Source organism: Halostagnicola alkaliphila (genome assembly GCF_055379965.1).
On the sequence record NZ_AP043827.1, the window covers coordinates 57,591 to 82,960 of the forward strand.

At 56.9% G+C, this 25,370-nt stretch carries 23 protein-coding genes and 1 rRNA gene; 13 read left to right on the top strand and 11 right to left on the bottom strand.

Translation table 11 applies throughout. The features are described 5' to 3' along the window. Positions 1 to 105: 105 nt before the first annotated feature. Positions 106 to 3,027 (bottom strand): 23S ribosomal RNA (locus ACZ5C7_RS22325). A gap of 587 nt (positions 3,028 to 3,614) precedes the next feature. Here ACZ5C7_RS22325 and ACZ5C7_RS22330 point away from each other — a divergent pair. Further along, positions 3,615 to 4,964, top strand: a complete 1,350-nt coding sequence (locus tag ACZ5C7_RS22330; protein WP_464378711.1) for a metallophosphoesterase — start codon at positions 3,615 to 3,617, stop codon at positions 4,962 to 4,964. 398 nt (positions 4,965 to 5,362) lie between these two features. Further along, positions 5,363 to 6,334: a diacylglycerol/lipid kinase family protein gene (locus ACZ5C7_RS22335; protein ID WP_464378712.1), complete on the top strand. Its 972-nt coding sequence runs from the start codon at positions 5,363 to 5,365 to the stop codon at positions 6,332 to 6,334. A gap of 102 nt (positions 6,335 to 6,436) precedes the next feature. Here ACZ5C7_RS22335 and ACZ5C7_RS22340 read toward each other — a convergent pair whose 3' ends face one another. Further along, positions 6,437 to 7,636, bottom strand: a complete 1,200-nt coding sequence (locus ACZ5C7_RS22340) for an alpha/beta hydrolase family protein (protein ID WP_464378713.1) — start codon at positions 7,634 to 7,636, stop codon at positions 6,437 to 6,439. A 373-nt stretch (positions 7,637 to 8,009) separates the two neighbouring features. Between ACZ5C7_RS22340 and ACZ5C7_RS22345 the strand changes: the two genes are divergently transcribed. After that, positions 8,010 to 9,269 (top strand): magnesium transporter, encoded by a 1,260-nt coding sequence (locus ACZ5C7_RS22345; protein WP_464378714.1) that lies wholly within the window; start codon positions 8,010 to 8,012, stop codon positions 9,267 to 9,269. A gap of 112 nt (positions 9,270 to 9,381) precedes the next feature. On the opposite strand, the gene ACZ5C7_RS22350 is transcribed toward ACZ5C7_RS22345, so the two are convergent. Continuing rightward, positions 9,382 to 9,819 (bottom strand): SPW repeat domain-containing protein, encoded by a 438-nt coding sequence (locus ACZ5C7_RS22350; RefSeq protein ID WP_464378715.1) that lies wholly within the window; start codon positions 9,817 to 9,819, stop codon positions 9,382 to 9,384. A gap of 338 nt (positions 9,820 to 10,157) precedes the next feature. On the opposite strand from ACZ5C7_RS22350, the gene ACZ5C7_RS22355 reads away from it, so the two are divergent. The 3 genes from ACZ5C7_RS22355 (at position 10,158) to ACZ5C7_RS22365 (ending at position 11,640) form a co-directional block, all read left to right on the top strand. Continuing rightward, positions 10,158 to 10,850 (top strand): class I SAM-dependent methyltransferase, encoded by a 693-nt coding sequence (locus tag ACZ5C7_RS22355; RefSeq protein WP_464378716.1) that lies wholly within the window; start codon positions 10,158 to 10,160, stop codon positions 10,848 to 10,850. Positions 10,851 to 10,867: 17 nt separating this feature from the next. Further along, on the top strand, positions 10,868 to 11,044 hold the full coding sequence (locus ACZ5C7_RS22360) for a hypothetical protein (RefSeq protein WP_464378717.1): 177 nt from the start codon (positions 10,868 to 10,870) through the stop codon (positions 11,042 to 11,044). A 182-nt stretch (positions 11,045 to 11,226) separates the two neighbouring features. After that, positions 11,227 to 11,640: a nuclear transport factor 2 family protein gene (locus tag ACZ5C7_RS22365; protein ID WP_464378718.1), complete on the top strand. Its 414-nt coding sequence runs from the start codon at positions 11,227 to 11,229 to the stop codon at positions 11,638 to 11,640. A 58-nt stretch (positions 11,641 to 11,698) separates the two neighbouring features. Here the strand turns inward: ACZ5C7_RS22365 and ACZ5C7_RS22370 are convergent, their stop codons facing one another. Continuing rightward, entirely contained in the window at positions 11,699 to 12,256 is a 558-nt protein-coding gene (locus tag ACZ5C7_RS22370; protein ID WP_464378719.1) for a sugar O-acetyltransferase, read from the bottom strand. A gap of 154 nt (positions 12,257 to 12,410) precedes the next feature. On the opposite strand from ACZ5C7_RS22370, the gene ACZ5C7_RS22375 reads away from it, so the two are divergent. The 3 genes from ACZ5C7_RS22375 (at position 12,411) to ACZ5C7_RS22385 (ending at position 14,945) form a co-directional block, all read left to right on the top strand. Next, positions 12,411 to 12,752: a DUF6176 family protein gene (locus ACZ5C7_RS22375; RefSeq protein WP_464378720.1), complete on the top strand. Its 342-nt coding sequence runs from the start codon at positions 12,411 to 12,413 to the stop codon at positions 12,750 to 12,752. A 137-nt stretch (positions 12,753 to 12,889) separates the two neighbouring features. Further along, the gene (locus ACZ5C7_RS22380; RefSeq protein WP_464378721.1) at positions 12,890 to 13,501 is read left to right on the top strand and encodes a bactofilin family protein; all 612 of its coding nucleotides are present in this window, start codon (positions 12,890 to 12,892) and stop codon (positions 13,499 to 13,501) included. Between the two features lie 136 nt (positions 13,502 to 13,637). After that, positions 13,638 to 14,945 (top strand): purple acid phosphatase family protein, encoded by a 1,308-nt coding sequence (locus ACZ5C7_RS22385; protein ID WP_464378722.1) that lies wholly within the window; start codon positions 13,638 to 13,640, stop codon positions 14,943 to 14,945. A 322-nt stretch (positions 14,946 to 15,267) separates the two neighbouring features. Here the strand turns inward: ACZ5C7_RS22385 and ACZ5C7_RS22390 are convergent, their stop codons facing one another. The 4 genes from ACZ5C7_RS22390 to ACZ5C7_RS22405 form a co-directional block, all read right to left on the bottom strand. After that, entirely contained in the window at positions 15,268 to 16,185 is a 918-nt protein-coding gene (locus ACZ5C7_RS22390; protein ID WP_464378723.1) for a DUF7983 family protein, read from the bottom strand. Between the two features lie 99 nt (positions 16,186 to 16,284). Beyond that, positions 16,285 to 17,883: a S8 family peptidase gene (locus tag ACZ5C7_RS22395; protein WP_464378724.1), complete on the bottom strand. Its 1,599-nt coding sequence runs from the start codon at positions 17,881 to 17,883 to the stop codon at positions 16,285 to 16,287. 351 nt (positions 17,884 to 18,234) lie between these two features. Then, positions 18,235 to 18,507 carry a DUF7344 domain-containing protein gene (locus ACZ5C7_RS22400; RefSeq protein WP_464378833.1) on the bottom strand — a complete coding sequence of 91 codons (273 nt, stop codon included), beginning with the start codon at positions 18,505 to 18,507 and terminating at the stop codon, positions 18,235 to 18,237. A 428-nt stretch (positions 18,508 to 18,935) separates the two neighbouring features. After that, the gene (locus tag ACZ5C7_RS22405; protein ID WP_464378834.1) at positions 18,936 to 19,205 is read right to left on the bottom strand and encodes a hypothetical protein; all 270 of its coding nucleotides are present in this window, start codon (positions 19,203 to 19,205) and stop codon (positions 18,936 to 18,938) included. Positions 19,206 to 19,413: 208 nt separating this feature from the next. Between ACZ5C7_RS22405 and ACZ5C7_RS22410 the strand changes: the two genes are divergently transcribed. After that, entirely contained in the window at positions 19,414 to 19,908 is a 495-nt protein-coding gene (locus ACZ5C7_RS22410) for a DUF892 family protein (RefSeq protein WP_464378725.1), read from the top strand. A 32-nt stretch (positions 19,909 to 19,940) separates the two neighbouring features. On the opposite strand, the gene ACZ5C7_RS22415 is transcribed toward ACZ5C7_RS22410, so the two are convergent. After that, on the bottom strand, positions 19,941 to 21,572 hold the full coding sequence (locus ACZ5C7_RS22415; RefSeq protein WP_464378726.1) for a hypothetical protein: 1,632 nt from the start codon (positions 21,570 to 21,572) through the stop codon (positions 19,941 to 19,943). Between the two features lie 5 nt (positions 21,573 to 21,577). Beyond that, a complete protein-coding gene (locus ACZ5C7_RS22420; RefSeq protein ID WP_464378835.1) occupies positions 21,578 to 22,345 on the bottom strand; it encodes an ABC transporter ATP-binding protein in 768 nt (255 codons plus the stop codon). A 410-nt stretch (positions 22,346 to 22,755) separates the two neighbouring features. Between ACZ5C7_RS22420 and ACZ5C7_RS22425 the strand changes: the two genes are divergently transcribed. The 3 genes from ACZ5C7_RS22425 (at position 22,756) to ACZ5C7_RS22435 (ending at position 24,888) form a co-directional block, all read left to right on the top strand. Then, complete coding sequence (locus ACZ5C7_RS22425; protein WP_464378727.1) at positions 22,756 to 23,526, top strand: helix-turn-helix transcriptional regulator; 771 nt, start codon at positions 22,756 to 22,758, stop codon at positions 23,524 to 23,526. A 151-nt stretch (positions 23,527 to 23,677) separates the two neighbouring features. Continuing rightward, the gene (locus ACZ5C7_RS22430; RefSeq protein WP_464378728.1) at positions 23,678 to 23,830 is read left to right on the top strand and encodes a hypothetical protein; all 153 of its coding nucleotides are present in this window, start codon (positions 23,678 to 23,680) and stop codon (positions 23,828 to 23,830) included. A 242-nt stretch (positions 23,831 to 24,072) separates the two neighbouring features. After that, positions 24,073 to 24,888 (top strand): hypothetical protein, encoded by an 816-nt coding sequence (locus tag ACZ5C7_RS22435; RefSeq protein WP_464378729.1) that lies wholly within the window; start codon positions 24,073 to 24,075, stop codon positions 24,886 to 24,888. 18 nt (positions 24,889 to 24,906) lie between these two features. Here the strand turns inward: ACZ5C7_RS22435 and ACZ5C7_RS22440 are convergent, their stop codons facing one another. Continuing rightward, positions 24,907 to 25,272, bottom strand: a complete 366-nt coding sequence (locus tag ACZ5C7_RS22440) for a sensory rhodopsin transducer (protein ID WP_464378730.1) — start codon at positions 25,270 to 25,272, stop codon at positions 24,907 to 24,909. Positions 25,273 to 25,370: the final 98 nt, after the last annotated feature.

Consider the following 25,370-nt stretch of genomic DNA (forward strand, 5'->3'; position numbering starts at 1 on the left):
AGCGTGTGACTCCAGTCTCGGTATACGGTGTCTAATCCGTGTGTACGTGTAGTCCAGTTCACGCCTGGACCCGTTTCCGGGTCCGTACATGATCCAAATGCGTATGAATGGTGGCTCGATCTGTTAGTGCTCGCGGACTCAACACCTCGTTGCCTTGGTGAGTACATCCCGAGTCTATCGAACTCGTCTTCTACGAGTGATCTCAGTTGGTATCTCTTTTTCAAGTGGGTTTCGAGCTTAGATGCGTTCAGCTCTTACCCCGTGGTGCGTGGCTGCCCGGCACGTGCTCTTTCGAACAACCGGTACACCAGTGGCACCCATTCGTAGTTCCTCTCGTACTATACGAACGTTCTCGTCAGATACCGTAACACCCCCAATAGATAGCAGCCGACCTGTCTCACGACGGTCTAAACCCAGCTCACGACCTCCTTTAATAGGCGAACAACCTCACCCTTGCCCGCTTCTGCACGGGCAGGATGGAGGGAACCGACATCGAGGTAGCAAGCCACCCGGTCGATATGTGCTCTTGCGGGTGACGACTCTGTTATCCCTAAGGTAGCTTTTCTGTCAGCAATTGCCCGCATTAAGCAGGCTAATTGGTTCGCTAGACCACGCTTTCGCGTCAGCGTCGATTGTTGTGCTCGACACTGTCAGGCTTCCTTATGCTCTTGCACTCTTACTCGGGTCTCCGACCCGAGTGAGGAAACCTTGGGGCGCGCTCGATATCTTTTCAAGCGCGTACCGCCCCAGTCAAACTGCCCGGCTACCGGTGTCCTCCGCCAGGAGTGAGAGTCGCAGTCATCATCGGGTAGTATTTCAATGTTGCCTCGGTGGCCCGCTAGCGCGGGTACCTGTGTAATGGCTCCTACCTATGCTGCACAATGACGACCACGTCTCAGCGACAGCCTGCAGTAAAGCTCTATAGGGTCTTCGCTTCCCCTTGGGGGTCTCCAGACTCCGCACTGGAATGTACAGTTCACCGGGCCCAACGTTGGGACAGTGGCGCTCTCGTTGATCCATTCATGCAAGCCGCTACTAAAGCGGCAAGGTACTACGCTACCTTAAGAGGGTCATAGTTACCCCCGCCGTTAACGGGTCCTTCTTCTCATTGTACTGAGCGTTCAGATACCCGCACTGGGCAGGATTCAGTGACCGTACGAGTCCTTGCGGATTTGCGGTCACCTATGTTGTTACTAGACAGTCGGAGCGCCCGAGTCACTGCGACCTGCCTCTCTCCGAGGCAGGCATCCCTTATTGCGAACGTACGGGACTAACTTGCCGAATTCCCTAACGTCGGTTGATCCCGACAGACCTTGGCTTTCGCCGCCACGAGTACCTGTGTCGGATCTCGGTACGGACAGTGTGATCGTCTTTTCACGGGCTCCAGATTGACCCAGCTTGCGGCATCCCACCATTCATCCGCTTCGTGCCATTACGGCTTCCACGGATTTCGATGGTTACACCGGGCGAGTGCCCGGCCTGGGCGGCTCCAAAGCGTCGACTTCTAATTCACACTGGCATAGGAATATTAACCTATTTCCCTTTTGTCTCATTCGAACTGCGGTGAGACTTAGGACCGGCTAACCCTCAGCTGATCAGCATTGCTGAGGAACCCTTACTCGTTCGGCCGTCGGGGTTCTCACCCGACTAACGCTGCTACTATGACCAGAATTTTCGTTACTGAACGGTCCACACGAAATCTCTTCCATGCTTCCATCCGAACAGTACGCCAACCTACGGAATCACATTGTAAAATGTGTCGCTCGGTCTCGGTGGTGGACTTGAGCCCCGATCATTTTCAGCGCGCCGAACCTCGGCCGGTAAGCTGTTACGCTTTTCTTAGAGGGTAGCTGCTTCTAAGCTCACCTCCCGGCTGTCTAGGGCTCGGCACCACTTTCGATCGCACTTAGTCCACACTTGGGGACCTTAACCCAGCTCTGGGTTGTCTCCCTCACGGTACACAGGCTTACCCCGCGCACCGGACTCCTCACGTCAACAGCGTTCGTAGGTTCGGAGTTGGACAGGGAGGCGAACTCCTCTCGGAGGCCGGTCTCCCAATCCGTCGCTCTACCCCACAAACTACCTCGGTGAAGGTCATGCTTCGACATGTTTCGGTTGGAACCAGCTGTTTCCGGACTCGATGGGCCTTTCACCCCTACACATAAGTCACGAGAGGGTATTGTAGGACACCAACTCTAACGGACCTCCACGTGCCTTTCGGCACGCTTCGTCCTGCTCATGCGTAGATCGTCCGGTTTCGGGTCGTGTCCGAGTGGCTCCCCGCGCTTGAACACGGTGACCCTGGTGCAAAGCACTGCGGTCATATCGGTTTCCCTATGCCTTCCCTGATGATCAGGTTAGACTCGCCAATCAGACACACTCTCTGGTTCGTTTTTCAAAACGTACGACAGAACACCGGCTTCCGACACTGCTTACTACAGATTCGCATCTGATTCATTTCGTGTCGGACCTTGTGTGCCCTGTCGTTCTATCGCCAACTGATTTCACGCCCTATTACACCTCCCTTCTTGGGGTGCTTTTCAGCGTTCGCTCACGCTACTTGTTCGCTATCGGTCTCAAGGAGTATTGAGTCTTTGCGGTCAATGCCCGCAACATTCACGAGGAATATCCAATCCCCGCTACTCTGGAGCTGACGCACATCGTACTTCTCGATCGTACGGGACTGTCACCCTGTTTCGTACTCCGTTCCAGGAGATTTCTTATCGAGTTTCGGATGCTGAATGTCAGTCCGAACACCACATTGCCCGTGAAGGCTTCGGTTTGGACTGTGTCGGGTTCACTCGCCGTTACTAACGACATCGCGGTTTGCTTTCTTTTCCTGTCGATACTAAGATGTTTCAATTCTCGACGTTCCCCATTGCGCGAAGCAATTGCGGTGGGGATTCCCATTCGGAGATCCTGAGTTCTTTGCCTCCGTGCGGCTCCCTCAGGCTTTTCGCAGCTTGGCACGTCCTTCTTCAGCTCTTGAGCCGAGCGATCCACCAGCTGGCACAGTAGCCACGTTCTTTCGGATCAGTAGTGACCCGGGAACGGGTCCAGTGGACGCCTGGACTACACGTACACACGGTATCATCTGCACGCCCGTAGACAGCGGGCCTGCATTAACCCTTCCCACCCGCACTTGCGCGGGGTGGTGCATTGGTTCGCTTCTTCGGATTGTATCAAAGCGCCGTCTCCCACTTAAGGGACACGGTTCGTGATTCAATCCAAGTCACGGACCCACAAAGGATCCGGACCGCTACTCACCTCGTGGCAGGTTTCGATACAGTTACACGCTCATAGACAGCGAGCGTGATCACCGTCTCCCGCCTATCTCGCACAGAGGTTTTTGCTTCGTAACAAACCAAAACGACGGCACCCATTTAAGGGACACGATTCAGTTGTAGAAGGTGATATCGTACCACGGTTGAGGGTGACTGACAGCACCTGCGGGGGATATGGTGTCTGAAACCTATCTCGATTACTCAGCTTTCCAGCTCTGAAACGGGAACTAAGCAAATTCGGGTTCGTAGCCGAAACCGGATCTGCCACGAGGAGCCAACCGCAGACGGGGAGCTCAACTCTATACGTGTCGACGTTGAACGTTTCCCTCCATGGGTACCACTGCTGGCGACCCGGTTTATTATGTGATCAGTGATCTTCACATCGGTGGCGACGAGCAACTGGGCGAGATTGACTTCCTCGAGGAGTTACTCGAGTTTCTCGAGCGACTCGAGACGACCGACGAGAACGCGGAGTTACTCATCAACGGAGACATGTTCGGTCTGTGGGAGTTCACGCAGGTCGACGGCCCTGCGAAATTCGAAATACTACTCGAGCGCTACCCGGCGTTGTTCGAACAGCTACGCGCGACAGGAGAATCGGTCCCCATCACGTTGTTACCGGGCAATCACGACAGCGAACTTGCAGCGTACGACGAGTACGTAAACCGGTTGGCCGAGTACAACGTCGACCTGGTTCAATCCGAGTCGATCACTCGTCCGGTGGGTAACCGAACGATCTGGTTCGAGCACGGGCATCAACAAGACCCCAACAACCGGTTCAAGGATTTCGGGAATCCGTACGAGACACCGCTGGGGTACTTCTACAACGCGCTCGTAACGAGTCGGGCAGGGCAGCTGTCCGACCGAGGACGGGACAACTGGTTGAAAGACGTGCAGGCGGTCACGCCGACCGAGAGGGTGCCCCGCTGGCTGGTCTCGAAGTACCTGTACCGCGAAATGAATCCGCTCTTGCGGTACGCCGTGATCCCGTTTCTGTTGGTATTCAATATCAGCGCAATCATCTCGGTACTGGCCGGACTGGACGTGGCCGGTATTTGGACGATGCCGGTCGAGCGGACGGATGTAGTTCTCGACCAGTTGGGGCTGGCCGGCGAAGCGGTTCACTTCCTCCTCGTTGTCAACGCAGTCGTTACCGGTATGATACTCCTCGTAAGCGTTCCCATCTACTTTATTCTCCGCGATGTCACGAAGACCGTCGATCGATTCGGCATTTTCGAGACGGAACTCACCGTCGACCCCGATGAGCCGTATAAAGAGGCTGCTCGAGAGGTGTTCGACGAACGGCCTGAAACGGCGGTTTTCTGCTACGGACACACCCACCGCCCGAAGGTGACCGACCTCGAGGGCAGATTGCTCGTCAACACCGGAACGTGGTTAAAACGATTACACCGCCGAGATGTTTTTGCCGGGATGCTTCCGCCGGTCTTCTATCCATCCTATCAACTCTGTGTCGTTCGTATCACCGCCGAGACTGACGGTGTGGTGGTCGAGTACGAGGAAATGGAAAAGCCGAATCCACACGGTGACGAGATCAGCCTCGCCGAGCGACTGCTCACTCTCGGTCGGGCACCGACACCGAAGTTACCCGACCGATCGGTCGTCACCGATGAACTATCGAGCGCCGCTCCCGACGCGGAGGAGAAACCAGAGCGAAGGTGAGCTAGCGGAGTCTCTGGAATAGAACCCTTCGATCGCGTCCCAAATCGGGGCTACACGACAGAGCGGAGATGTTCTACGCGTGTTCCGTTACTACACGGTCAGCAGTCGAACAGGCACACAGTTTACAACGTGTACACATTGTAAACGGTTTATATTCGGTAGTTCGGGTCTGGTGGAACCTGAGAGCCTGCCAACGGCGATTGCCGTCACGCTGGGTAACCGTAGCGAGTGCTCGAGCGCCACCGCGGTCAACGGTGAAGAATACGATACCGAACGAACACCATACGACGGAAAAGCGGCAGCAGGACTATGAATCCTCGAACGGAAAGTGGGCGGATATCCGTTTCGACGCGCACGGTAGGGGACACCTTTTGTAGTTTCCCGTCGTAGAGACCACCGTGAATGCGGGCGAACGACGGCTCCTGATCTTGAATCCGGTCAGCGGGAGCGAGGATCACGTCGACACCGTCGTCGAACTGGCCGAAGACCACGGGTTCGGGGTACGGACGACCGGGGGCGAGGGCGATGCGAAGCGGATCGCCCGCAAAGCGGCGACGGAGACGGACCTCGTTGTCGCGGCGGGAGGAGATGGAACAGTAAACGAGGTCGTAAACGGGCTGTACGCGGCCGATGCGCTTTCGACGACGACCGTCGCCGTCGTTCCAGCGGGGACGGGGAACAACTTCGCGACGAATATCGGCGTCGAGGGTATCGACCACGCCTTCGACGTCATCCGACGGGACCGTCGCCGGACGATCGACCTCGGGACGGCCGAGGAACGGGCGTTCGTCAACTCCTGCGTCGCCGGTGTTACCGCCGAGGCGAGCGGCGCGACGACATCCTCGGGAAAGCGCCAGTTTGGTGTGCTCGCGTACGTGTTCCGCACGATTGAGAACGTCAAGTCGTTCGACTCTCTTCCGCTCAGGGTCGAAACTGACGCGGAGACCGAATCGACGACCCCGTGTACGGATCCGAACGCGGAACCGCGTGACGAATCGGTGACTCGAAGCTGGGAGGGCGACGCCGCATTCGTCCTCGTCGGAAACGCCAGACGATTTACCAGCGCCCGAACCGCTCAGGGGAACGCAGAGGACGGGCTACTCGAGGTGACGGTGGTCGAGGACGCCTCGGCCGTCGACCTTCTCGGCGACGCGGTTCTCGAGGGGATGTTCGGCCGCGACGCCGAACACATCGTTCGCCTCCGCGCGAGCGCGTTGACGATCGAGTCACTCGACGACTCACCGGTCACGTACAGTCTCGACGGCGAGATACTCGATTCCGAACGAGTAAGCCTCGGGACGGACCGCGGCGGGCTTCGGGTGGTCGTTGGTGATGGCTACGATCCGAACCCCGACAGCGACGAAGAGTAACGCGTTTCGGCGCGGGTAGTCGCGGTGACCGTGTAGCAATCGCCTGCGGGAGCGGCTCGAGACAACTGGTGGCGAGCGTCGACTGACTCGGGTTCGGCAATTTTAGGCACCCATCGTCCGTCCGAGCGTTTCATCCAGCCAGTCGAACGTCCGCTGGTGGAACAGCGATTGGGCCGTGCTCTCACAGTGGCCGCCGGCACCTTCGCCGTCGGTAAATTCGACGTACTGCATCGGTGCCGTAACCATCTCGGCGAGTTCCTTCGATTGGACTGCAAGCCGGTCGGATTCGTTGTCGGTAACGAGCGTGGGACACCGGATCGCATCGGCACGTCCTTCGAGCGTGTACGCTTGCAACTCGCGGACGTACTCCCCGAGCGAATCGACGCCGTGGGCGGCCATCCGCGCCCCGAAAAACTCCAGTCCCCGCGGATCCTCGAGCTGTTGGTCGAGCGTCTCGTCGGCGTCGGAATCAGCCTCGAGGACGGCCTCCCGTAGCTTCTCGGGGACCAGCTGTAGCGAGAGGGAGCCGAGATCGTAGATTCCGGGGTCGACGACGAGCGCGGCGAGGCGATGTTCGCGCGTGGCCGTCCGCGCCGCGAGGTAGCCCCCGAAGCTTCGTCCGACCAGCGCGACTCGAGACGAATCGACCTCCGGCCGCCGAACGGCGTAGTCGACGACAGGACCGAGCACGGTTTCGTACTTCGGGCGGAAGAAGAGGCGTTTCTCGTACAGCGTTCCCCCCTGTCCGGGGCCCTCGAAGAGGAGGCAGTTGTAGCCCCGAGAGAGGGCCGCCTTCGCGAGCATCGGATAGGACTCCTCGACGGGCGAATCGTAGCCCGGGAAGCCGATTATCGTGGGCCGTACCGCTCCCGTGGCGTCCGGCGCGAAGAGATAGCCCGAGAGCGTCGTCCCCTCGAACGGGATATCGACGATTTCGAAAGGATGATCGAGCAACGAGGCCGCCGCTCGAAAACACTCGCGCTGACGACGCCAGGCCTCGTGCAGATCCGGATCGTCGAGGTCGTGTCTGCGGAAGTAGTACGCCGATCGGTAGTACTCGGTCGCGCGAAGAAACGACTCTCGAGCGCTTACCAGATGGTTGTCCTCGCGCGAGTCGTGTGCGCGGTTCTCAACTGTTTCGGCCGTCGCGAACCACTCGTCGTACCAGCTGTCGTAATCGCCCTCATCGATTCGATCGGCAGTCGCGAAACACTCGCCGACGTCCGCACAGCCGTAGTAGACTTTCCCGAGCGCGCGCTCGAGTTGGCCCTCGAACTCGCCCTCGAAGTAGTCGAGAGACATAGCGGTCGGACCACGACGTCGACAATAAAGCCGACGTACCGCCATTGGTTCCCCGTCTGGCAGTCATAACCGGGAGAGAGTGGAAACGTTGTCGCAAAATCTCGGCTCGAGCGTAGTCGTCAAACCGCACGACGCAACTCGTGATGGAACGTGTAAACCGTCTAAACAGTGTCCAATGAACACTCAGTAGTACGTGCGGCAAAGACGGTATCACCCTACCAGTGATTGGTGCGTATGTTCTTTCTAACAAACCGACTTCCAACGCACTACCGTAGCCGAAGAACCGTCCCTGCGGAACTTATCAGCAAATAATTAATAACAATAGGGGCGATAGTCCCGGTACAATCAAGTGTCACACCTGTGGTCTCAACGTATGCCCAGTCAGTTGAGGGATGTTAGGGAGAGTATCGCAACATCTCCGGACCCCACTGATTCGTTCACCGATCTACCGCGAAACGAGTGGCGCGATCTGTTTTTCGCGCTCCCAGAGGACGTTCGGGAGAGGGTCGTTGCCGATATGAGTCGTTCGCAGTTGAATACGTTTATTGCTCGGCTCGATCCGGACGAAGTAACGGACGTCCTCGAATACGTCGACGAAGGGACCCGCGAGGCAGTACTCGACAGCCTCGATAGCGAGCGGCGCGAGAAGATCGACTTCCTGCTGTCGTTCAACCCTGAAAGTGCGGCGGGGTTGATGAACCTCGATTACGTCACCGTCGACGGGTCTCGAGAATTCTCCGACGTGACCGAGCGCGTTCGTCGCTTCGAAGAACGGACGGGTCGAGTACCGACGATTTTCGTCACCGATGAGGATGAACTCCTCGGCGAACTCCCGGGCGCGGCGCTTTCGGTGGCTGACCGGGAGAACGAGACGATTACCGACTACGTTCAAGAGACACCGCACATCCGGTATGATCGCGACGACGAAGCGGTACTCGAGGTGTTCCGGGAGAACCGCGAGCGAACCGTCGCAGTCCTCGACGAGGAGGACGATGTTCTCGGTGTGATCCACGCCAACGATCTGCTGATGATGATCGAAGAGGCGCGGGGCGAAACCCTCTATGAGTTTACCGGCGTCGCCGAAGAAGAGAGCGTACTCGACAGCCCCGCCGAGAAAGTGCGGAGGCGATACAAATGGCTAATTCTCAACCTCGGTACAGCGTTTATGGCTGCAGCGGTCGTTGGGTTGTTCGAGTCGACCATTGCCGCCGTCGCCATACTGGCCGCGTATATGCCGGTCGTTGCAGGGATGGGGGGAAATGCAGGAACACAGGCGATGGCAGTCACCGTTCGGGGGATATCCTTGGACGAGGTTTCGCTTAACACCGGAAAACGTGTCGTCGTCAACGAGGTTGTCGCAGGAGCCATTAACGGGCTCATTACGGGGGCACTTGTCGCTGTCATCGCTATCGCCTTCTCCTACGGAGAGTTCGGTATCCTACTCGGAGCGGTTATCGGTGTCTCGATGGTTGCAAACCTGGTTATCGCGGGCTTCTTCGGTGCGATCACCCCGCTATTGCTCGACCGGATCGGGTACGATCCGGCCACTTCTGCAACGATCTTTATCACCACGGCGACTGACGTGTTGGGCTTTTTCGTCTTCCTCGGATTAGCTCAGGCGATCCTGTTGTAAGCGCCCCATTGCTTCGGAAAGATTGATTTCCTTTACGCCGTGAACGGAAAGGGACCTCCGGTCTCAAGCAGTCGAGGTAGCCCGACGACGTGGAATCCCTCCGTTGGATCCGTTACGTACGGGTCGCAGCGTGTTCGGGCGAGTCAGCCTTGTTGTTAGCGTAGGCGTTGTAGCCCGCAAGGGCGGCGACGAGCACGCCGGTTATCGTCGTTCCCGTCGCGAGCTCGTTACTTCCCATCTCGATGAGGTACGGCGATATGACCGCCCACAGACCGAGAAGAACCGTCAGCGACGCAACGCCGACGCTCGCCAATCGGTCCCGGCTCATGCGGTAGAAGTTGTACCCGCCGAGCAGGAAGATCCCTGTGCCGACGAGCGTATCGTTCCAAATCGCCGCCTCCGTGGCTTCGAAGATGAACGGCGATGCGACGAGATAGAGCCCGAGCAGTGCAATGACCGCGCTCACCCACTGCATCGTATCCGTGTTCAGGGTATTTCTGTTCTGCGTAGCCTCGGTATCGGCGCCCGTGTCGGTTGGTGTTTCGCTCATAAGTCTCTCCACCGCGGTTACTCGATACCCTCGCATAACGAGAGTGCCTGCAACCGTCGGCAACGGTGTGCACGGACCATCCTCGAAAGTCACCTCGTTTGAGAGTAGCCGGATTGATCCGTCGTCCTCGAGCACCAGCGAAAGTGGCGATCCCGTGAGCGTCGGGTATCGGGCGTGTGATGACCGCCCGCACAGCGATGCCGGGAAACCGAACGCGGGATCCTACCGATGATACAGTGGCTCGCCAGCAGGTGACGCAGTGGACCTGCCAGTAGGCATAAATAACGAGAGAGGATACCACACAATCGTCCGAACTCCTCGGACTCGAGGCCACATCGATGACGGAAATCGACCGCCAACCGGAAGCCGAAACGGAATACGGGGACCACTTAGCGCGCAGTGAGTCCGTCTGGAACCGATGGAGTAATTGGTACGGAATGAGCGAACGCGATTTCGAGCCGATCCGCGAAGAACTGATCGCGGACCTCGAGATCAGCGAGGGTGATACCGTCCTCGAGGTCGGTTGTGGACCGGGCGTCAATTTCGGACTGATTCGGAACGCTATCGGCGAAGGCGGCAGGCTACTGGCGATCGATTACAGCCCGGCGATGATCGAGAAGGCGAACCGGCGAGTCCAAGAGAACGGCTGGGAGAACGTCGAGGTGATCCACGCCGACGCGACGACCGCCGATCTGGGCGGCCCCTACGACGCGGCCGTTGCGACGCTCTCCCTGAGCGTCATGCCCGATGTCGAGCGAACGGTCCAAAACGTCTATGCAGCACTCGAAACGGGTGGAACGATGGGGGTCCTCGACCTGCAGGAGTTTCAGTCCGGGCCCACAAGAGTGCTCAATCCGGTGTTGAGACGGTTCCTTCGCTGGTATGCGAATTGGAATTCGGACGAGCACGTCGCGGGGGTAATAGCTGACGTCTTCGGTGAATACGAACGATTCACGACGTACATGCACGGGACCGTATTTACGCTCCGGGCGGATCGTCCACGAACCGGTGAAGGTAGTTTTATTGAGTGACGGCTATAGCTCAAAATATGGACGAATCTTCGCTCCGTCTGCAACGTCATCTCATCGGTACCGGTATCGTTGTGCTCGTTCTTGGGGTGTTCCAGTATTGGCAGGGTGCCATCGACTGGGGGTTCATCTTCGCCGTTGCGGCTCTCTATTTCATCGTCAGAGTTGCGTTCGACTTCTTGCTGTCCGAGACGTGAAGTCGTTCGAATCACCGTCATCCGTAGTCGACTCGAGCGAACCCTCGAGATTCCGTGGTCGTCCCGATCGGTCTTCGTGGTGGCGGCCAGCGGAAGTATGAGGTCGCTGGTTTGTTCGGTTTTCGCGGGTATTTACAGCCCGCTACGACGGGTTTATTGCTATCCTTGTCGGATGATAACGCATGTCTCAAACCACCAAAGATATCGTGGATCGATTTCTGCGGGCGATGAACGATCACGACCTCGAGACCTTGCTCTCGTGTTTTCACGAGGACTACCGGAGCGAGACGCCGGCACATCCCGAACGCTCGTTTACCGGCCGCGAACAGGTTCGGGAGAACTGGATTCGAATGTTCGAGACGACCCCCGATCTCTCGGTCGAGTTTCCGCGAACGACGATCGATGGAGCGACAGCCTGGATCGAAATGCGAATGCAAGGGACCCAAACCGACGGGGACGAATTGGACGTTCGGGGCGTCGTTATCAAGCGAATCACCGACGGTCGGATTCACAAAGGACGGATCTATCTGGAGCCCGTTCAACGGTCCGCGGACGTAACTTGGGAGGAAATTTACGCGGGTGAGGAGAACAACTGATTTTGACAACCATTAGTCGAGATTGGGTGGGGAGTATTTTTGAAGGTCCCAAGCACACCTATTCTAATTCCTTGATGACTTCCGCAGGATTGCCCTGCACGACGACGTTTTCGGGAACGTCTTCGGTGACGACCGCCCCTGATCCAATCACTGTGCCGTCTCCAACCGTTACGCCGGGATTGATTACCGCTCGGCCGCCGATCCAGACGTCGTCGCCGATCGTCACCGGCTTTCCGTATTCGGGACCCTTCACTCGTTCTGCGGCCTCAAGCGGGTGCGTCGCGGTGTAAATATGAACGCCGGGGGCGATCATACAATTGTCTCCGATCCTGACCGGACAAGCATCCAGGATAACGCAGTCGAAATTCGTGTAGAACGCGTCGCCGACGTGAATGTTGTAGCCGTAGTCACAGCGAAACGGGGGCTCGAGGTATACCTCGTTCCCGACGGAGCCGAACAGTTCGGTCACCAGTTCCGTGCGCCGAGCTTCGTCGGAGACCGGCGTTTGATTGTGTTCCTCAGTAAGCTCCCGTGCCGCCCGCCGGTCGGCAACTAACTGCGGGTCGTCGGGATCGTACAGCTCTCCGTCGACCATTTTCTCGCGTTCAGTCGGCATAGTCCCACGAGCAGGTGCAGCGCTTATACGGTTTCTGTTGTGAATAGCTCCGCCCCTCCCGGCCGATTACGAGTTCGATTACCGATGTGGTCAAATCGACAACGAGGCGGTCGCAGCGCCCCCACTTATGTGGATACCTCGAGAAAGCGCCGCTATGACGGAAGTGACTCTGCTCAAACAGGAAGTGAAGCCGGACAAAGTCACGCAGTTACGAGAGTGGATGGCAACGGTTCAGGACCGAAACACAGAGGCTCTCGAAACGCTCCAAGGCGAGGGAGTGTACACGGAGACGACGTTTCTCGAGGAAACGACCAGCGGGACGTTCCTCGTGACGTATATCGAGGCGGCGGACCTCGAACGGGTGTGGGAGACGTTCGAGGAATCAACCCACGAAATCGATAGGGAGCACGGAGAAGTCATGCAAGACTGTTTGAAAGACTCCCAGAGCGTCGGCGAGTACGAACCGCTGTATCACCTCTCGAACCCGGAGCGATAGTCGAGCGAACGCGATGTACCCGTCGTCTGTACCGTTTCGTTCGCAACGGGCGTTCTACCGGACGGCAGGTCAATATCTACGTAAGTCGGATAAAGCATGAAAATGGTTTATTCCGCACCCCGGCTTTAGGTTCCTCGATGGAACGAGAAACCACGCGGCGACGAATCCTTCACGTAGCGGCCGGAACAGCGGTAATCGGACTGATGGGGCTCCCGGCGAGTGCACAGGACGACGAAGAGACGAACGGGCAAGTCGACGACGACTACAGCCCCCTAGACGCGGCCGACGAAATCGATGAATCGTGGCCGATCGAGGACCGTGAAAACGCGACAGTCGTCGAAGATTCCGACGACGATGTCGACACCGACGACGATGTCGTCGTCCCCGAAGATTTCGACCTCGACGGCGACGTCACGACCGACGGCTCGGTCGTCCTCGAGCGAGATGCCGAAGTCGACGGAGCGGTCGATGCGGGAGAACACGTTTACCTCGAAGAAGACGCCGAGATCGATGGGAATCTCATCGCCGGTGAACACGTTGCGCTCGGCCCCGACGCGAGCGTGGATGGGAACGTCGACGCCGGCGGGGACGTGTTACTCCAGGCAGATGCCGAAGTTGACGGTACCATCGAAGCGGACGGCGATGTGAGTCTCAAGGACGATGCGGAAGTCGACGGCGATGTCACCGGCCAATCCGTTGCTGTCGCCGATTCCGCAGAAATCGACGGTGAAGTCAACGAAACAGGGTGATTCAAATAAATTAAACGACACCTGTCGCGGTCCAGCCGAACAAGTTCGAAAAGCGGATCATAGATACCGGAGGAAAACATCCACCTCCGAAAGCGTATCATTGATACGCGAGATAACAGTTGAAAGATAAACAGTCATGGACGAGGTCAATCTTCGAGCGGAGCCAAACTCCCCCAGAGACGGACAAACGCGGCGCCGGATTCTCCAACTTGCTGGTCTCGGAACCGTCGGCATCGCTGGTTGTGCGCGTTTCGGTTCAGGAGGGACTGAAACGCCGACGGAACCGCTTTCGACGCTGATAGCTACCTGGCGGGGTCAGGACCCGACCAGCACCGTGACACTCCAGTGGCTCAGAGACAGCGACGAACGCGCGGATCCGGTTCCCGTCGACCTCTCCCAGGAGAACGGAGCGTCGAACGCGAGTACCCAAACCGAGGTCGCGTCGTTTGGAGACTCACACCTCTCTCGCCACCGTGCGACGCTGACCGACCTGGATGCTGATACCCGCTATCGGATCACCATCGACGAGTCGGAGACGGAGCTATCCGTCCAGACGGCTCCCGAAGAACTGGAGGAACCACTCCCCTTCGTCGAGGGAGGCGACATCGGAACCTCTGATGATGTCCCGCAGCTCCACGAGCAAGCGGCGGGCTCGGATCCGTTATTTGCCGTCGTCGGTGGCGACCTCGCGTACGCCGACGGGTACGATTCCGATCGCTGGATCGACTTTCTCGAGGACTGGAACGAGTACATGCGCTCCGAAAATCGTCTCATCCCGCTCGTCGCCGCCATCGGGGACCACGAACTGAAAGAGAGAGAATACGGTGGCACACCGGACGATGCCCCGTTTTTCTACACGCTGTTCGACAATACACAGGAAGAACGCGCCTACTGGGCGTTAGACATCGGTGACGACATCTCACTACTCATCCTCGACTCGAATCACACGGCGGAGGTGGCGGGAACCCAAACGGAGTGGCTCGAGGAAAGAGTCGCTGAGCGTGCCGACCGAACCAATCTATTTGCAGTCTACCACGTTCCGGTGTATCCGTCGGCCAAGGAAATCGAAGGCGAGAACCGAGGCGATATCCGAGAACACTGGGTCCCGGTGTTCGAATCGTCCAATGTTGAAGTTGCGTTCGAACACGACGATCACGCTTACAAGCGGACACACCGACTCCGAGACGACGAGCCGGATCCGGACGATGGCGTCCTCTACCTCGGCGATGGCGGATGGGGGGAAGGTCCGCGAGATGTGTATTCACCCGAGGAACGGCCGTATCTCGCGGAAAGCGAGAGTGAATTGAACGTCATACAGGCGGAACTGGACCCCGACGGCTCACGGGAATTTCGCGCGGTCAATCCTGACGGGGGGCTCATCGACGAATTCGACGGAACTGAAACGCAGTTACAAGAACGGTTCACGCCCGATACCGTTCGGTAGGCTGATACGGATTACTGTAACGATTTACCGGCGGTGAGTCGAACCGTGTGAGACGAGCCTCGGTGGAGGAGCGGAGCGAGTCCACCGGTGCAACCGCGTCCAGTCCTGCGGTTGCGCTGGAAATGACTTACAGTAAACCGTATGAGACAGTCGCTAGCCGAAATTGGGACGGCTTACCGGCCGAGAATGGGACGTCCTCCCAATCGAAGCGACCGGGTCGAGCAAAGCCGTATCGGAACACGAAGCCAAAGAGAGACGGAGCAAGCAGACGGAACAAGTAGACGAACGAAGACAGACGGAACAAAGAGCGCGGCTGGGCCGGTCACCCGGCAGAAAGTGCTTCGTCGAGTCGCTGTTCGATTTCGATAAGGTCGTCCGCAATATCCTCGCCGCCCTCGAGTTCCTCGAGTCGATCCGCGAGCCCTTGCAACCGGGAGAACTTCTCACCTTCGTCGACGCCCGTTTTCTGGACGTACACCTGCTCCTCGGCGTCGTAAACTGCGTTTTCCTCGAGGTCGGTCACCGCGAGCACGACGTCTAGCTTCTCGGTGTCGACGCCGAGCACCCAGTCGTGGGGAATGTCGTGTTCGTCCAGCGCGTCGAGGATCGTCTCGTCGTCCTTCGGGTGTCGGCGCTCGCGCGTGGTTCGACGAACAGTTCCGAACCGACCGTGTAACCGCTGGTCCGGGCCGAGGCGCTCGAGCAGGGGCTCTCTCGTCGTTTTCCTGACGCGGTCGGCGCCGCGTTGAACGTCGGAAAGCATGACATACAGATCGGTCAGCGTTTCGGTGTCGAGCGACGACGGATCGTCCACGTCTACCCTGTCGAGAAGGTCCGCAAGCACCACGGCATCGTCGTGGACGCGCTCGGGTCGAGTTCGTGCCTCCTCAGGGGGAAGGAGGTGCGGGCTCTCCCCGCCGGTGGCATCGTCGGGAGCCGATGAGAGCGTTTCTCCGTCGGAGACGTACTCGGATGAGATGCTCAGGACGGCCGCGTACGGTTCGACGCCCGGCGGAAGCGTCTCGAGCGACAGGGGACTCTCCTCGAGACGGTCGGTGAGCACATCGAACTGATCTCGGTGGAGCGGTCGTTCTTCGCCGCTGTCTCGAAAGCGTGTCACGATCCGGTCCTCGAACGCCGCCTCGATTCCGAACGATCGCTCCGAGATGGGGGTAACCAGTTCCGAACCCGGCTCGAGTCGCTCGCACGCTTCGCGCAATGGACGCCAGTATTCGCTCATACGCGACCGGTCGTTAAGCCGGTGTAAAAGTAGCGACCCCGTGACTGCCGGGAACGATGTCCGAGTGGGCAACAGGTCCCCGGCAAGCGTCGAATCCCATTAGAGGGGGAGTAGGGGTCCTTGGTTCTCCGCGTCGGAATCGCCACCACCGCTCGGTGCGATCGTCGCCTCGTCGAAGTCCGCAAGATCGTCCGCTTCGGCGCGTTCGACCGCTGCGAGAGCGTCGACGTACCCGGTTCCGATGTTTTCCGCGGTGTACTCGTCCTCGCCCCCGGGGTCATTGATCGCCTCGATACCGGCGAGATCGGCGGTGGCCTCGAGCGTATTGAGCACGTCGATGGAGTCTGGAACGGTCCCGTGATTTTCTACGTAGGCGTCGATAACCAGCGTCGCGCAACCGGCGACGACCGGACAGGCCATGCTCGTCCCGTCGAGAGAACCGTAGTAGCGCTCAGCATCGTTCCCGGTAGCTTGTAGCAGGTGGAACGGGTGCATCGTACTCAACACGCCCGCACCCTTCGCACCTGCCCCGTTACGGTACAGGCCCAGCGGCCCGTCGACTTCCTCTCCGTCTCGAAACGCCTGGAGGTTCTCGTAGGCCTCCCCGCGGTCGTAGTTCGACTCTCCGTCGAACTCCTCGGGTCGACCGCGAGAGGAGAATTCCGCGACGGACCGGTCGGCGTTCGTCGCCGCCACACCGAGGACGTTCGGAGCGTGGGCCAGGGTGTTGAGCGTATTCGTTTCGGGGCCGGAGTTACCCGCCGCGAACACGGGTAAAATGTTCTCCTGAAGGGCCTCCCAGGTGACGATGTTTTCGGGTAGGTCGGGGTCAAAATTGACGCCGTCGTCGGCCCCGTAGGAGTTCGAGACGACCTGGACGTCGGTTTCTCCCGACCGCTTTCGACCGATCATGTGGTCGTAGGCGGCGACGACCTTGACCAGAAAGAGCGCGAGCCCCGCCGAGTAGACGGTGAGATCAGCGCCGGGAGCCATCCCGCGAAGTTCTCCCTCGCTTTCGGTACCGTCGCCCGCCACCGTTCCTGCACAGTGCGTTCCGTGGCCGTTGTCGTCGGTGTTGATCGATCCTGCATCGACCCAGAGAGTCGTTTCGCCGTCGTCCGTGAGCGGATCGCCGATCCAACGCCAGTTCGCGACGAGATTGTCGGCGAGGTCGGGATGAGAGCCGTCGACACCCGAGTCGATGACGACGCTGTGGACGTTTTCGCCAGTGTATCCGTCGACGCCATCACCGGACAGAACCGCATCGGCGCGAGTCGTTTCACGAGCGTCGTCGTTGTAGTACTCGAGTTCGCGGTTCGGGACGACGAGGCGAACTCCCGTCAGTTCGGCGATCGTGCTTAGCAGGGTACCTGGCACCACGGTATACGCGATCGGCAACGTATCGAATCCGTAGTACCCGTCGGGGAGATCGAGCGTGTCCAGTAACTCGATGTCTGCTATCGCGTCGAAGACGACGAGAACCTCTTGGAGGGCATCCGTTGCGGCGTCGAGCGTTTCGTCGAGAATCGACCCGAGGTCCAGCGCCGTCCCGCTACTAACCGGAAGGACGCTCGTCGCGCCGGTTATTCCCGCCAGTTTGAGGAAATTTCGTCGACGCGACGACCACCTCGTGGGGTTCTCGGACGTAGATCGGTTCGATTGTGCCGATTGGGTCGTATCCTGGGCAAATTCCTTCATCGTTGTTTATACATTCCAAGTACAATTACCGCTACTTATTCCTTGGGTGGCAAGAAAAAGACGGTTCGAGAGGATATTCACCGGACGAGGTCGAAAACGATGATAGCATGGCTCAGCTCGGAGGGAGAGGCTGGGAACACGCGACAATCCGGGAGCAAACGATCCTCCAAACGGCTGGGAGTCTACGATTCGCCGAACTCGGCCCTTCGGGGTATTCGCCGAGGTCGTGGTAATCAGATTCCTAACCGAACGCTACGAACTCGAGCGACGTCATCGGACCCTGCGTCCATCAGTATCGGCAAGCGCCTGGCGTCGTCATCGCAATCGATCGGAGAAGGTTCGATCGAACGGTTACAATTTGTGAACGGGACGGGGAGCGGACTCCGCGGTAGCCGACGCCGAGAGATGTGAAAGTGTCTGTTCGAACAGCGGACCCGGCTCTATCGTCGGCCGCTCGCGGTCGTATCTGACGACGTTCGCGTCGGCCAGTTTTGGAAGGTGAACGTGAGTCAAAGAGAGTCGTACGTTCTCGGAGTGCGCCGAAGGATCTCGTGGATCGTTCTCTCGAATCGTAATCTTGTTCGCTAACTCGGTCAGTGAGAGCCGTCGGTCAGTTTCATTCAGGACTGTGAGGACGGCGCGACGGCGGCGATCGTGGAGAGGTCAAATGCCGTATCGAGCGAGAACGAACAGCCGGTCGCCGTGTATTGGTGACTCATCGAATCTAGAGAGGGCCCCCAGAGAAATAGCGGTCTTCCTTTGAAAGTGAGTCTACTTTTATACCGACGATATCGGTCGGCCAGAGACATCGAGTTGCTGGTCGGGAAGTGAGTAGTACACTCCCCCCACGAGTGAAGTTCGGGCAGATCGTCACGCGCGACGTGCAGTTCGAACGGATTGAACACGGTGGTTTCCGCTATGTGAACGGAGGCATCGGAGCGGTCGGGCAATACCGTCGGTGCGTAGCTACTGGATTCGCGATCCGGATCGTATACGACGCCAATAGCGCGATGACCGCGTTCGTAGAGCGGTCTCGAGTCGCTGGCATGACATTACGATTCGATCTTCTCGACGATCTCCCGTGCCTGTTCCTCGGCTTTCTCCTCGCCGACGCTCTTTTTGATCAACACGCTCGTGACCTCCCAGTCGTCTTCGCCTTCGACGTTCCCGGTTCGAACTTCGCTCCCTTCCGACACCGATTCCGCCGGGTTGTCGGCCCAGTCGGGCGTTCGGATTTCGTTGTAGCGGTCGGGATCTCGAAACCTCACGTGAATGTATTCGTCTGCCGTTTCGACCATCTCGACGTCCGGAATATCGGCCATGTTCGATTCTCCCATGTAATCGAGCCTAAATCTGGGCCTTGAATGTGCCCTGTAGCCGTTCGCATCCAGTCTCCTCCTGACCACTGGCAGTCGCGCTGAAACGCGAGGTGTCCCGCCACGAACGTTCCGTACCAGAAACGGCCGTCATCCCTGCCGTCGCAGGCTGTTCCCATTTTGACCCGGTCGTTGACGGTTAGGGTGGACCACCATGAGTACAGAAACCATCCACGACTTGTTCGAGCACGGCCTCGAGGACATCTATCACGCGGAACACGAGCTCCTCGACGCCCTCGAGGAACTCGAAGAACACACGGAAGACGACGGGATCGCACAGGCGTTCGCCGAGCACCGCGAGGAAACGGAAGACCAGATCGACCGTCTCGAGCAAGTCTTCGAGGAGTTCGGCGAGCCGCCCGAGAAAGAAGAGTGCGAAGGAATCGAGGGACTGATCTCGGAGTACGAGGGCTTCCTCGAGACGGATCCCGATCAGAACGTCCTCGACTACCACAACATGGCCGCCGCCGAGAAAACCGAACACTACGAAATCGCCGCCTACGGGAATCTCATTCCGCTTGCCGACCAACTCGGACTGGACGACGCCGCGGACATGCTCGAGGAGAACCTCCGCGAGGAACAGGACGCCCTCGAGAAGCTCAAAGAGCTGACCGAAGGGTACGACATGGAGTCGATTCCGGCGCAGTGAACGCGGTGTCTCATCTGCTACGCTCTATCGGGTTAATCAACCGTATACGTACGATACCGGTGCACTGAATACTTGTATCCAGCAATTCCAATCATACACAACCCTATCGCATATATCACAACCCCCATATTCCGAACGAGTCCCGTTTCAATTTCCCACACCATAATTGACTGTAATTCAGGCGCGATCAGAACGAACCACGGTATGAAAAGAACTCCGAGAAATATCCAATGACAAAGGTATGTTACTGGTGATGGTAAAACCATACTGCCGCCACGGGCTTGAACGCGCTCAAACTTTGGAAAACACATCCCCAAACTGGTTCCAACGATTGCACTCACGATAGCGAGAAGGGACCCGAATCCAAAGAAGAGTAGTAGTTCGGTTGACGACAGCGCCTCGAACAAACTGAACCCAAGGAAAAGGACGACCATTGTGAGTATCCCAGGAAGAACTCCTGCAATCACTCGCGCCTGGACGAAGTATCGTTCCGGCATCGTCACTGTCATAACCAACGGCAGCATTTGTTCTTCGTCGCCGAGCGGATTCAGACTAAACGCTTGTCCGGCAACCAGCGATCCGACGATGACAGCAATTGCTGGCCACAATGAGAGCGTTACGTCTGAAACGAGTACAGTACTGATTCCGTAGACTCCGAGAATCATCACAATATATGAAAGCTGAATGAATTGGTCTGGAGATCGAACGTTCCGAAGCCAAATGTGCCAAGCGATACGGCCGGACCGACACCAGGCGAATAAGCGCGGAATCTCTCTACGAGATGGTGTTGTCGGTTTGAATTCCGCCTGTTCATAACTCTGCGCCGATGACTTGGTAAACCACACAATCTCAGCAAGTCGCGTTGCAATATTGATTCCGACGGGGATACCGAGTACGAAGAGAATAGCCGTAATCCAAGCCCCCAATCGAACGGACTGACCGGGAATACTGATAAAAAAGAAGTCGGCGTACCAGGCTAATGGCACCATTGAGAGCGCCTGCGTGATACCCTCCGATGAAAAGATCGATGATTCGGATAAAACGAATCGGTCAAATAAAATCACCACGGCGCCGCTACCTAGCACTACGACTCCAATCGCTGAGATTGTTTTGGAGGTTGTCAAACGTACGTTAGTCCGTGCTCTAATAATTAACCCAAGAGAATAGCCCACAACGGCGGAAAAAAACAGCGCTGGTATGAAGATCAGTGGAACAACCACGAATAACAGTGGTGCCTCTGCACCAATGGCAAACGCACCAAGAACAAGGAGCGCGGGGAGACCGGCCCAGACACCGAACTGGAGGAGTAACTTCGACACTAACCCGATACTGACCGCTCGAGACGATGTCGTCGTCAAAATCAGATCCATAGCGTCGATCTCTCCGTGCCGACCTACTGTCTGGAACGTGAACATCGAAATCAGCCCCAGTACGAGAAGCACAAACTGATTGTAGACGCTACCGGGTACTGAGAAATCTTGATGAATGGTAACCGATTGACCGACTGCATACGCTTCACTTGCGATAAAAACGAGGGTCACCCCGAGTAACAGAGTGACCATTCCGAGACCAACTAGTCGGCGCGGATCCGTCGTGTACGTTCGCCATGTTCGTTTAAACTCGGCACGGCCGATCCGAAGCCCATGGACGAAATCATCCTGCATGAAAATCACTCGAAGGTGACACTCTGATCGGTGGAATCACCTGTGGTAAGCTCCAGAAAGACGTCCTCGAGCGTCTCTGCACGCTCTGTCTCATCGTACTGTTTCAGTTGTTCCGGAGGACCTTCGGTAACGAGTTGGCCGTCATGGAGAACACCAATCGTCGTTGCAAGTTCCTCAACGACGGGAAGAATATGCGTTGAGAGAAAAATACACATCCCGTCAGAAGCGAGGGTGTTGATCAAGTCACGAATTGTCCGGGCAGCGTGGGGATCGAGACCACTCGTGGGTTCATCCAAAAACAGAACATCCGGACAGTGAAGAATAGCCTGAATGAAGGCAGTTTTCTGTCGCATCCCTTTCGAATACGTCCCAATTTGTTTCTCCGCATCCTCGAGGAGATTAAATTCCGTGAGTAATTCGTGGATTCTATCCTGGGCGGCCTGTGAAGGCATATTACGAAGATCAGCAATATAGGACAATTGCTCGTAGGCAGAAAACTCATGATAAAGGGGCGGCTTGTCCGGGAGATACCCAATATGAGGGATAACTTCATTTCGCTTGGTTATCGGTTTGTCCATGATACGTGCATGACCCTCCGAGGGGGTGATGAGCGTTGTCAGCAGTTGCATGGTTGTGGTTTTGCCTGCACCGTTTGGTCCGAGAAAGCCGTACACACTCCCTTGTGGAACAGTGAGGTCGAGACCCTCAACTGCACTAACTCCGCCGTATCGCTTGACAATATTGTTTGTCTGGATAGCTAATGTAGAGGTCATAATGGGCAGATATTGGTAGTTTAGTATACAGGTGTAAGGATTTTTTGGATTTGTACCAATACCACTATATATTTTTATTATAATAGATGGTAAGAGAATTTTATTTTCGTTATCGGTTGTATCATAAGCAGTTAGGAGGAACATCGTATGACCAAACCTTGGTTCGGGTTTCCCCTTTCAGGTTGTCATTAGATTATAGATGGAGAAAATGTACGTAGAAGCTAACTGACTGTGCGCTAACTCAAAGGTTCTAGTATTCAATCACACCGTAAATAATACTGTCAACAATTAAGTTCCCAAGAGCAAATAGATATAGACAATATTCTATATAGGTAATGGTTTTTCAAGTACCTATTCAAATAATGAGTGTAACGGTAATTTTATTATAAATAAGAATGATTTTTTACAAAATGACACCTTCAGGTTCATCCCTAGAAAACACCCTGCGAAAGAGGGCACAACTGCTCCAAGCCGTCATAATTTCGCCTCGAGATAAGTCCCAACTTACCGAGGAACTAGGTATATCTCGGTCGACAATATCTCGAGGGCTTGATGCCTTTGAAAGGCACAGCTGTGTCGAAAAAAAGAACGGGAAATATCGATCAACAACCGCTGGTAAATTAATCTTTACAAGCTACGAAGACTACACTAGTACGGTAGCCCACTTCCAAAAGAAAGCAGATATTATAAATTCGTTACCGGCCAACACATCAATATATAGTGAGTTCATTAAAGGAGCAAAAAAATATCCTGCAGACCCACAGATACCTGGAATCGCTTTGGAAGTAAAAAATGAAATTCTTCACTCATCGGATCGTCTCCAGGGACTGATGTCCTTTGTTCTCCCGTCATACCCACAGGAGTTACACGAGGCTGTAATGAACAATGGCCTTCAAGTAGAACTCGTCGTAGAAAAGAAACTTGTTGGTAGCCTCGATTGTATCTGTGGAGAGATTATGCGGGATCTGAAAGAAAGCGAGGACGTGACCCTCATGGTGACAGAACAAAAGTTACCGTATTCGATCTGGGTAATGGAATCAAACAGTTTGGATTACGGAGGGGTAACCATCTACGAAAACGGTGGAGTGAAAGGTGTTTTGATCAATTACCGGAAAGAAGCCGTTGAGTGGGCACGGAATCGGTTCAACGAATTCCAGGATCAAGCGACGGTTCTGAGTTGAAATTGTACCGATAGCCTCCTAGCGAAGTAGTGACTGAGGCCATAATCATGAACCGGTCGCTGCGAGTACCAGCGAGCCGTGAACCGCCCATCTACTCACTGTCACCGAAGACGAATTCGAGGCCGTAGCGAAGTTAGTATGCGACTCGGCCATGGGTAGTCGATCGAACAAATCGCCGGATAGGAACTCAGAGTTGATCGGAGCCTATTTCGTTCCCGGGACGCTCTCGGAAGAGATGCTCAAGCGATTCAAAAGCCTCGCCGAGGTGGGGATTCCATCGCTCGAGACCGACTTTCCGGGATGAGTTATAGGAACTCTCGTTCGAGCCGTCGGAGCGAGGGAACAATATATCTCGATTGTGGATCATAAACGGTACACCGGGACAGCACCACGGAGAATCGGAGATTCGCGTCGACTCGATACTCAGTGCCGACTCCCTCGCTCGAACTTGGAGGTGAAACGAGTTTTTCTGCCGTCGTTTTCGAGTCTCGAATCCCGTGGTCTGCAGGCAAGAATGACTTCACGGCCACGACGTTACCCTCGAGCATGAGTCCCACGTTCACCACCGACGATGTCGGCAAGACCGTCGAAAGCGCGGAGGGTGAGGCGCTCGGAATCATCGAGTCCGTGGACGACGAAACCGCCTACGTCGAGCCCGACCCGGGGGTGACGGATTCGATCAAGGCGACGCTCGATTGGGAGACCCGGCCGGGAGACGCCGTCCCGCTTCCGGACGACTCCGTCCGACGGGTTACGGACGACGCGGTCGAACTCGAGTCCTCGTTTCCGGAAGAGAGTATATCATCGGCCGTAACGGAGGGCAACGGGACTCCCGACGATGATCTCGAGGAGGGCGAACAGCAAAATGTCGACAATTTTACTGAGGGACGGAGCGATACCGCCGATACCGACGCGGGAATCGGCGTCGACGAATCCACTGACGCGGAAAGAGAGACTGGCGAATCTGGAGGCCCGAGCGGAAACGACCTCGACGAAGCAGAGCCCATGATGGAAGACGGTCGGTACGAAACGATCGACGACGGACCTCGCGTGGACCCCGACGATGAAATGCAGGATCCGGACGAGATGAACGACCCGCGGGAGGGAGAAGAGATGGAACCCGAAGACGAACGGGGCGCGGACCGAGAGCCGTCGCCGGAGGAACTGGACGATATCGAGGACGAAGCGAGTCGCGGTCTCGAGGTCGATCCGACCGAACTGACCGAGGACGATCCGGAGGCCGAGATCACTCCCGACGAAGACGTCGGTCAGCGAACGGACGCTCGAGTCGACCCCGAAGACGTCCGCGACGAAGGGGGGAGTTCCGGAGGAACGACGACGGAAGACGGCGAAGACGAATAAGCAAAACCGGCGGGGGCGCTATTCTCCGTACGCAATCGACGAGAGTAAGGCGTTCTCCGCCTGCCTCGAGTCGAGTCTGGTGTGTTGACAGACGACCGGGACGTCGGCCTCGATCACGCTCGCGAAGTCCTCGCCTTTGGGGAGTTCCTCCGGGTCTTCGAGTTCGTTGTACCAGATGTGCTTGGTTCGTTCGGCGGGAACCGTCTCCTCGTAGGGGCCGACGGGTTCGCGATCGCTGAAGTAGATCGTTATTTCGATCGACGCATCCTCGTCGGTGGTGTTCAGGATACAGACGCTCTCGTGGCTGATCATCTCGGGTTCGGGGCCGGTGCTTTCCTCGGGGATATATCCCTCCGGAATGGCCCACGTTTGTTTTCCAGTCACTGCGTTCACTCTGTTGTGACGACCACGAACAGGTGGATAACAGAAGGGCATGTACCTTCAGGGACGGGGGTTCATACACCAATAGTAGCTATATTGTT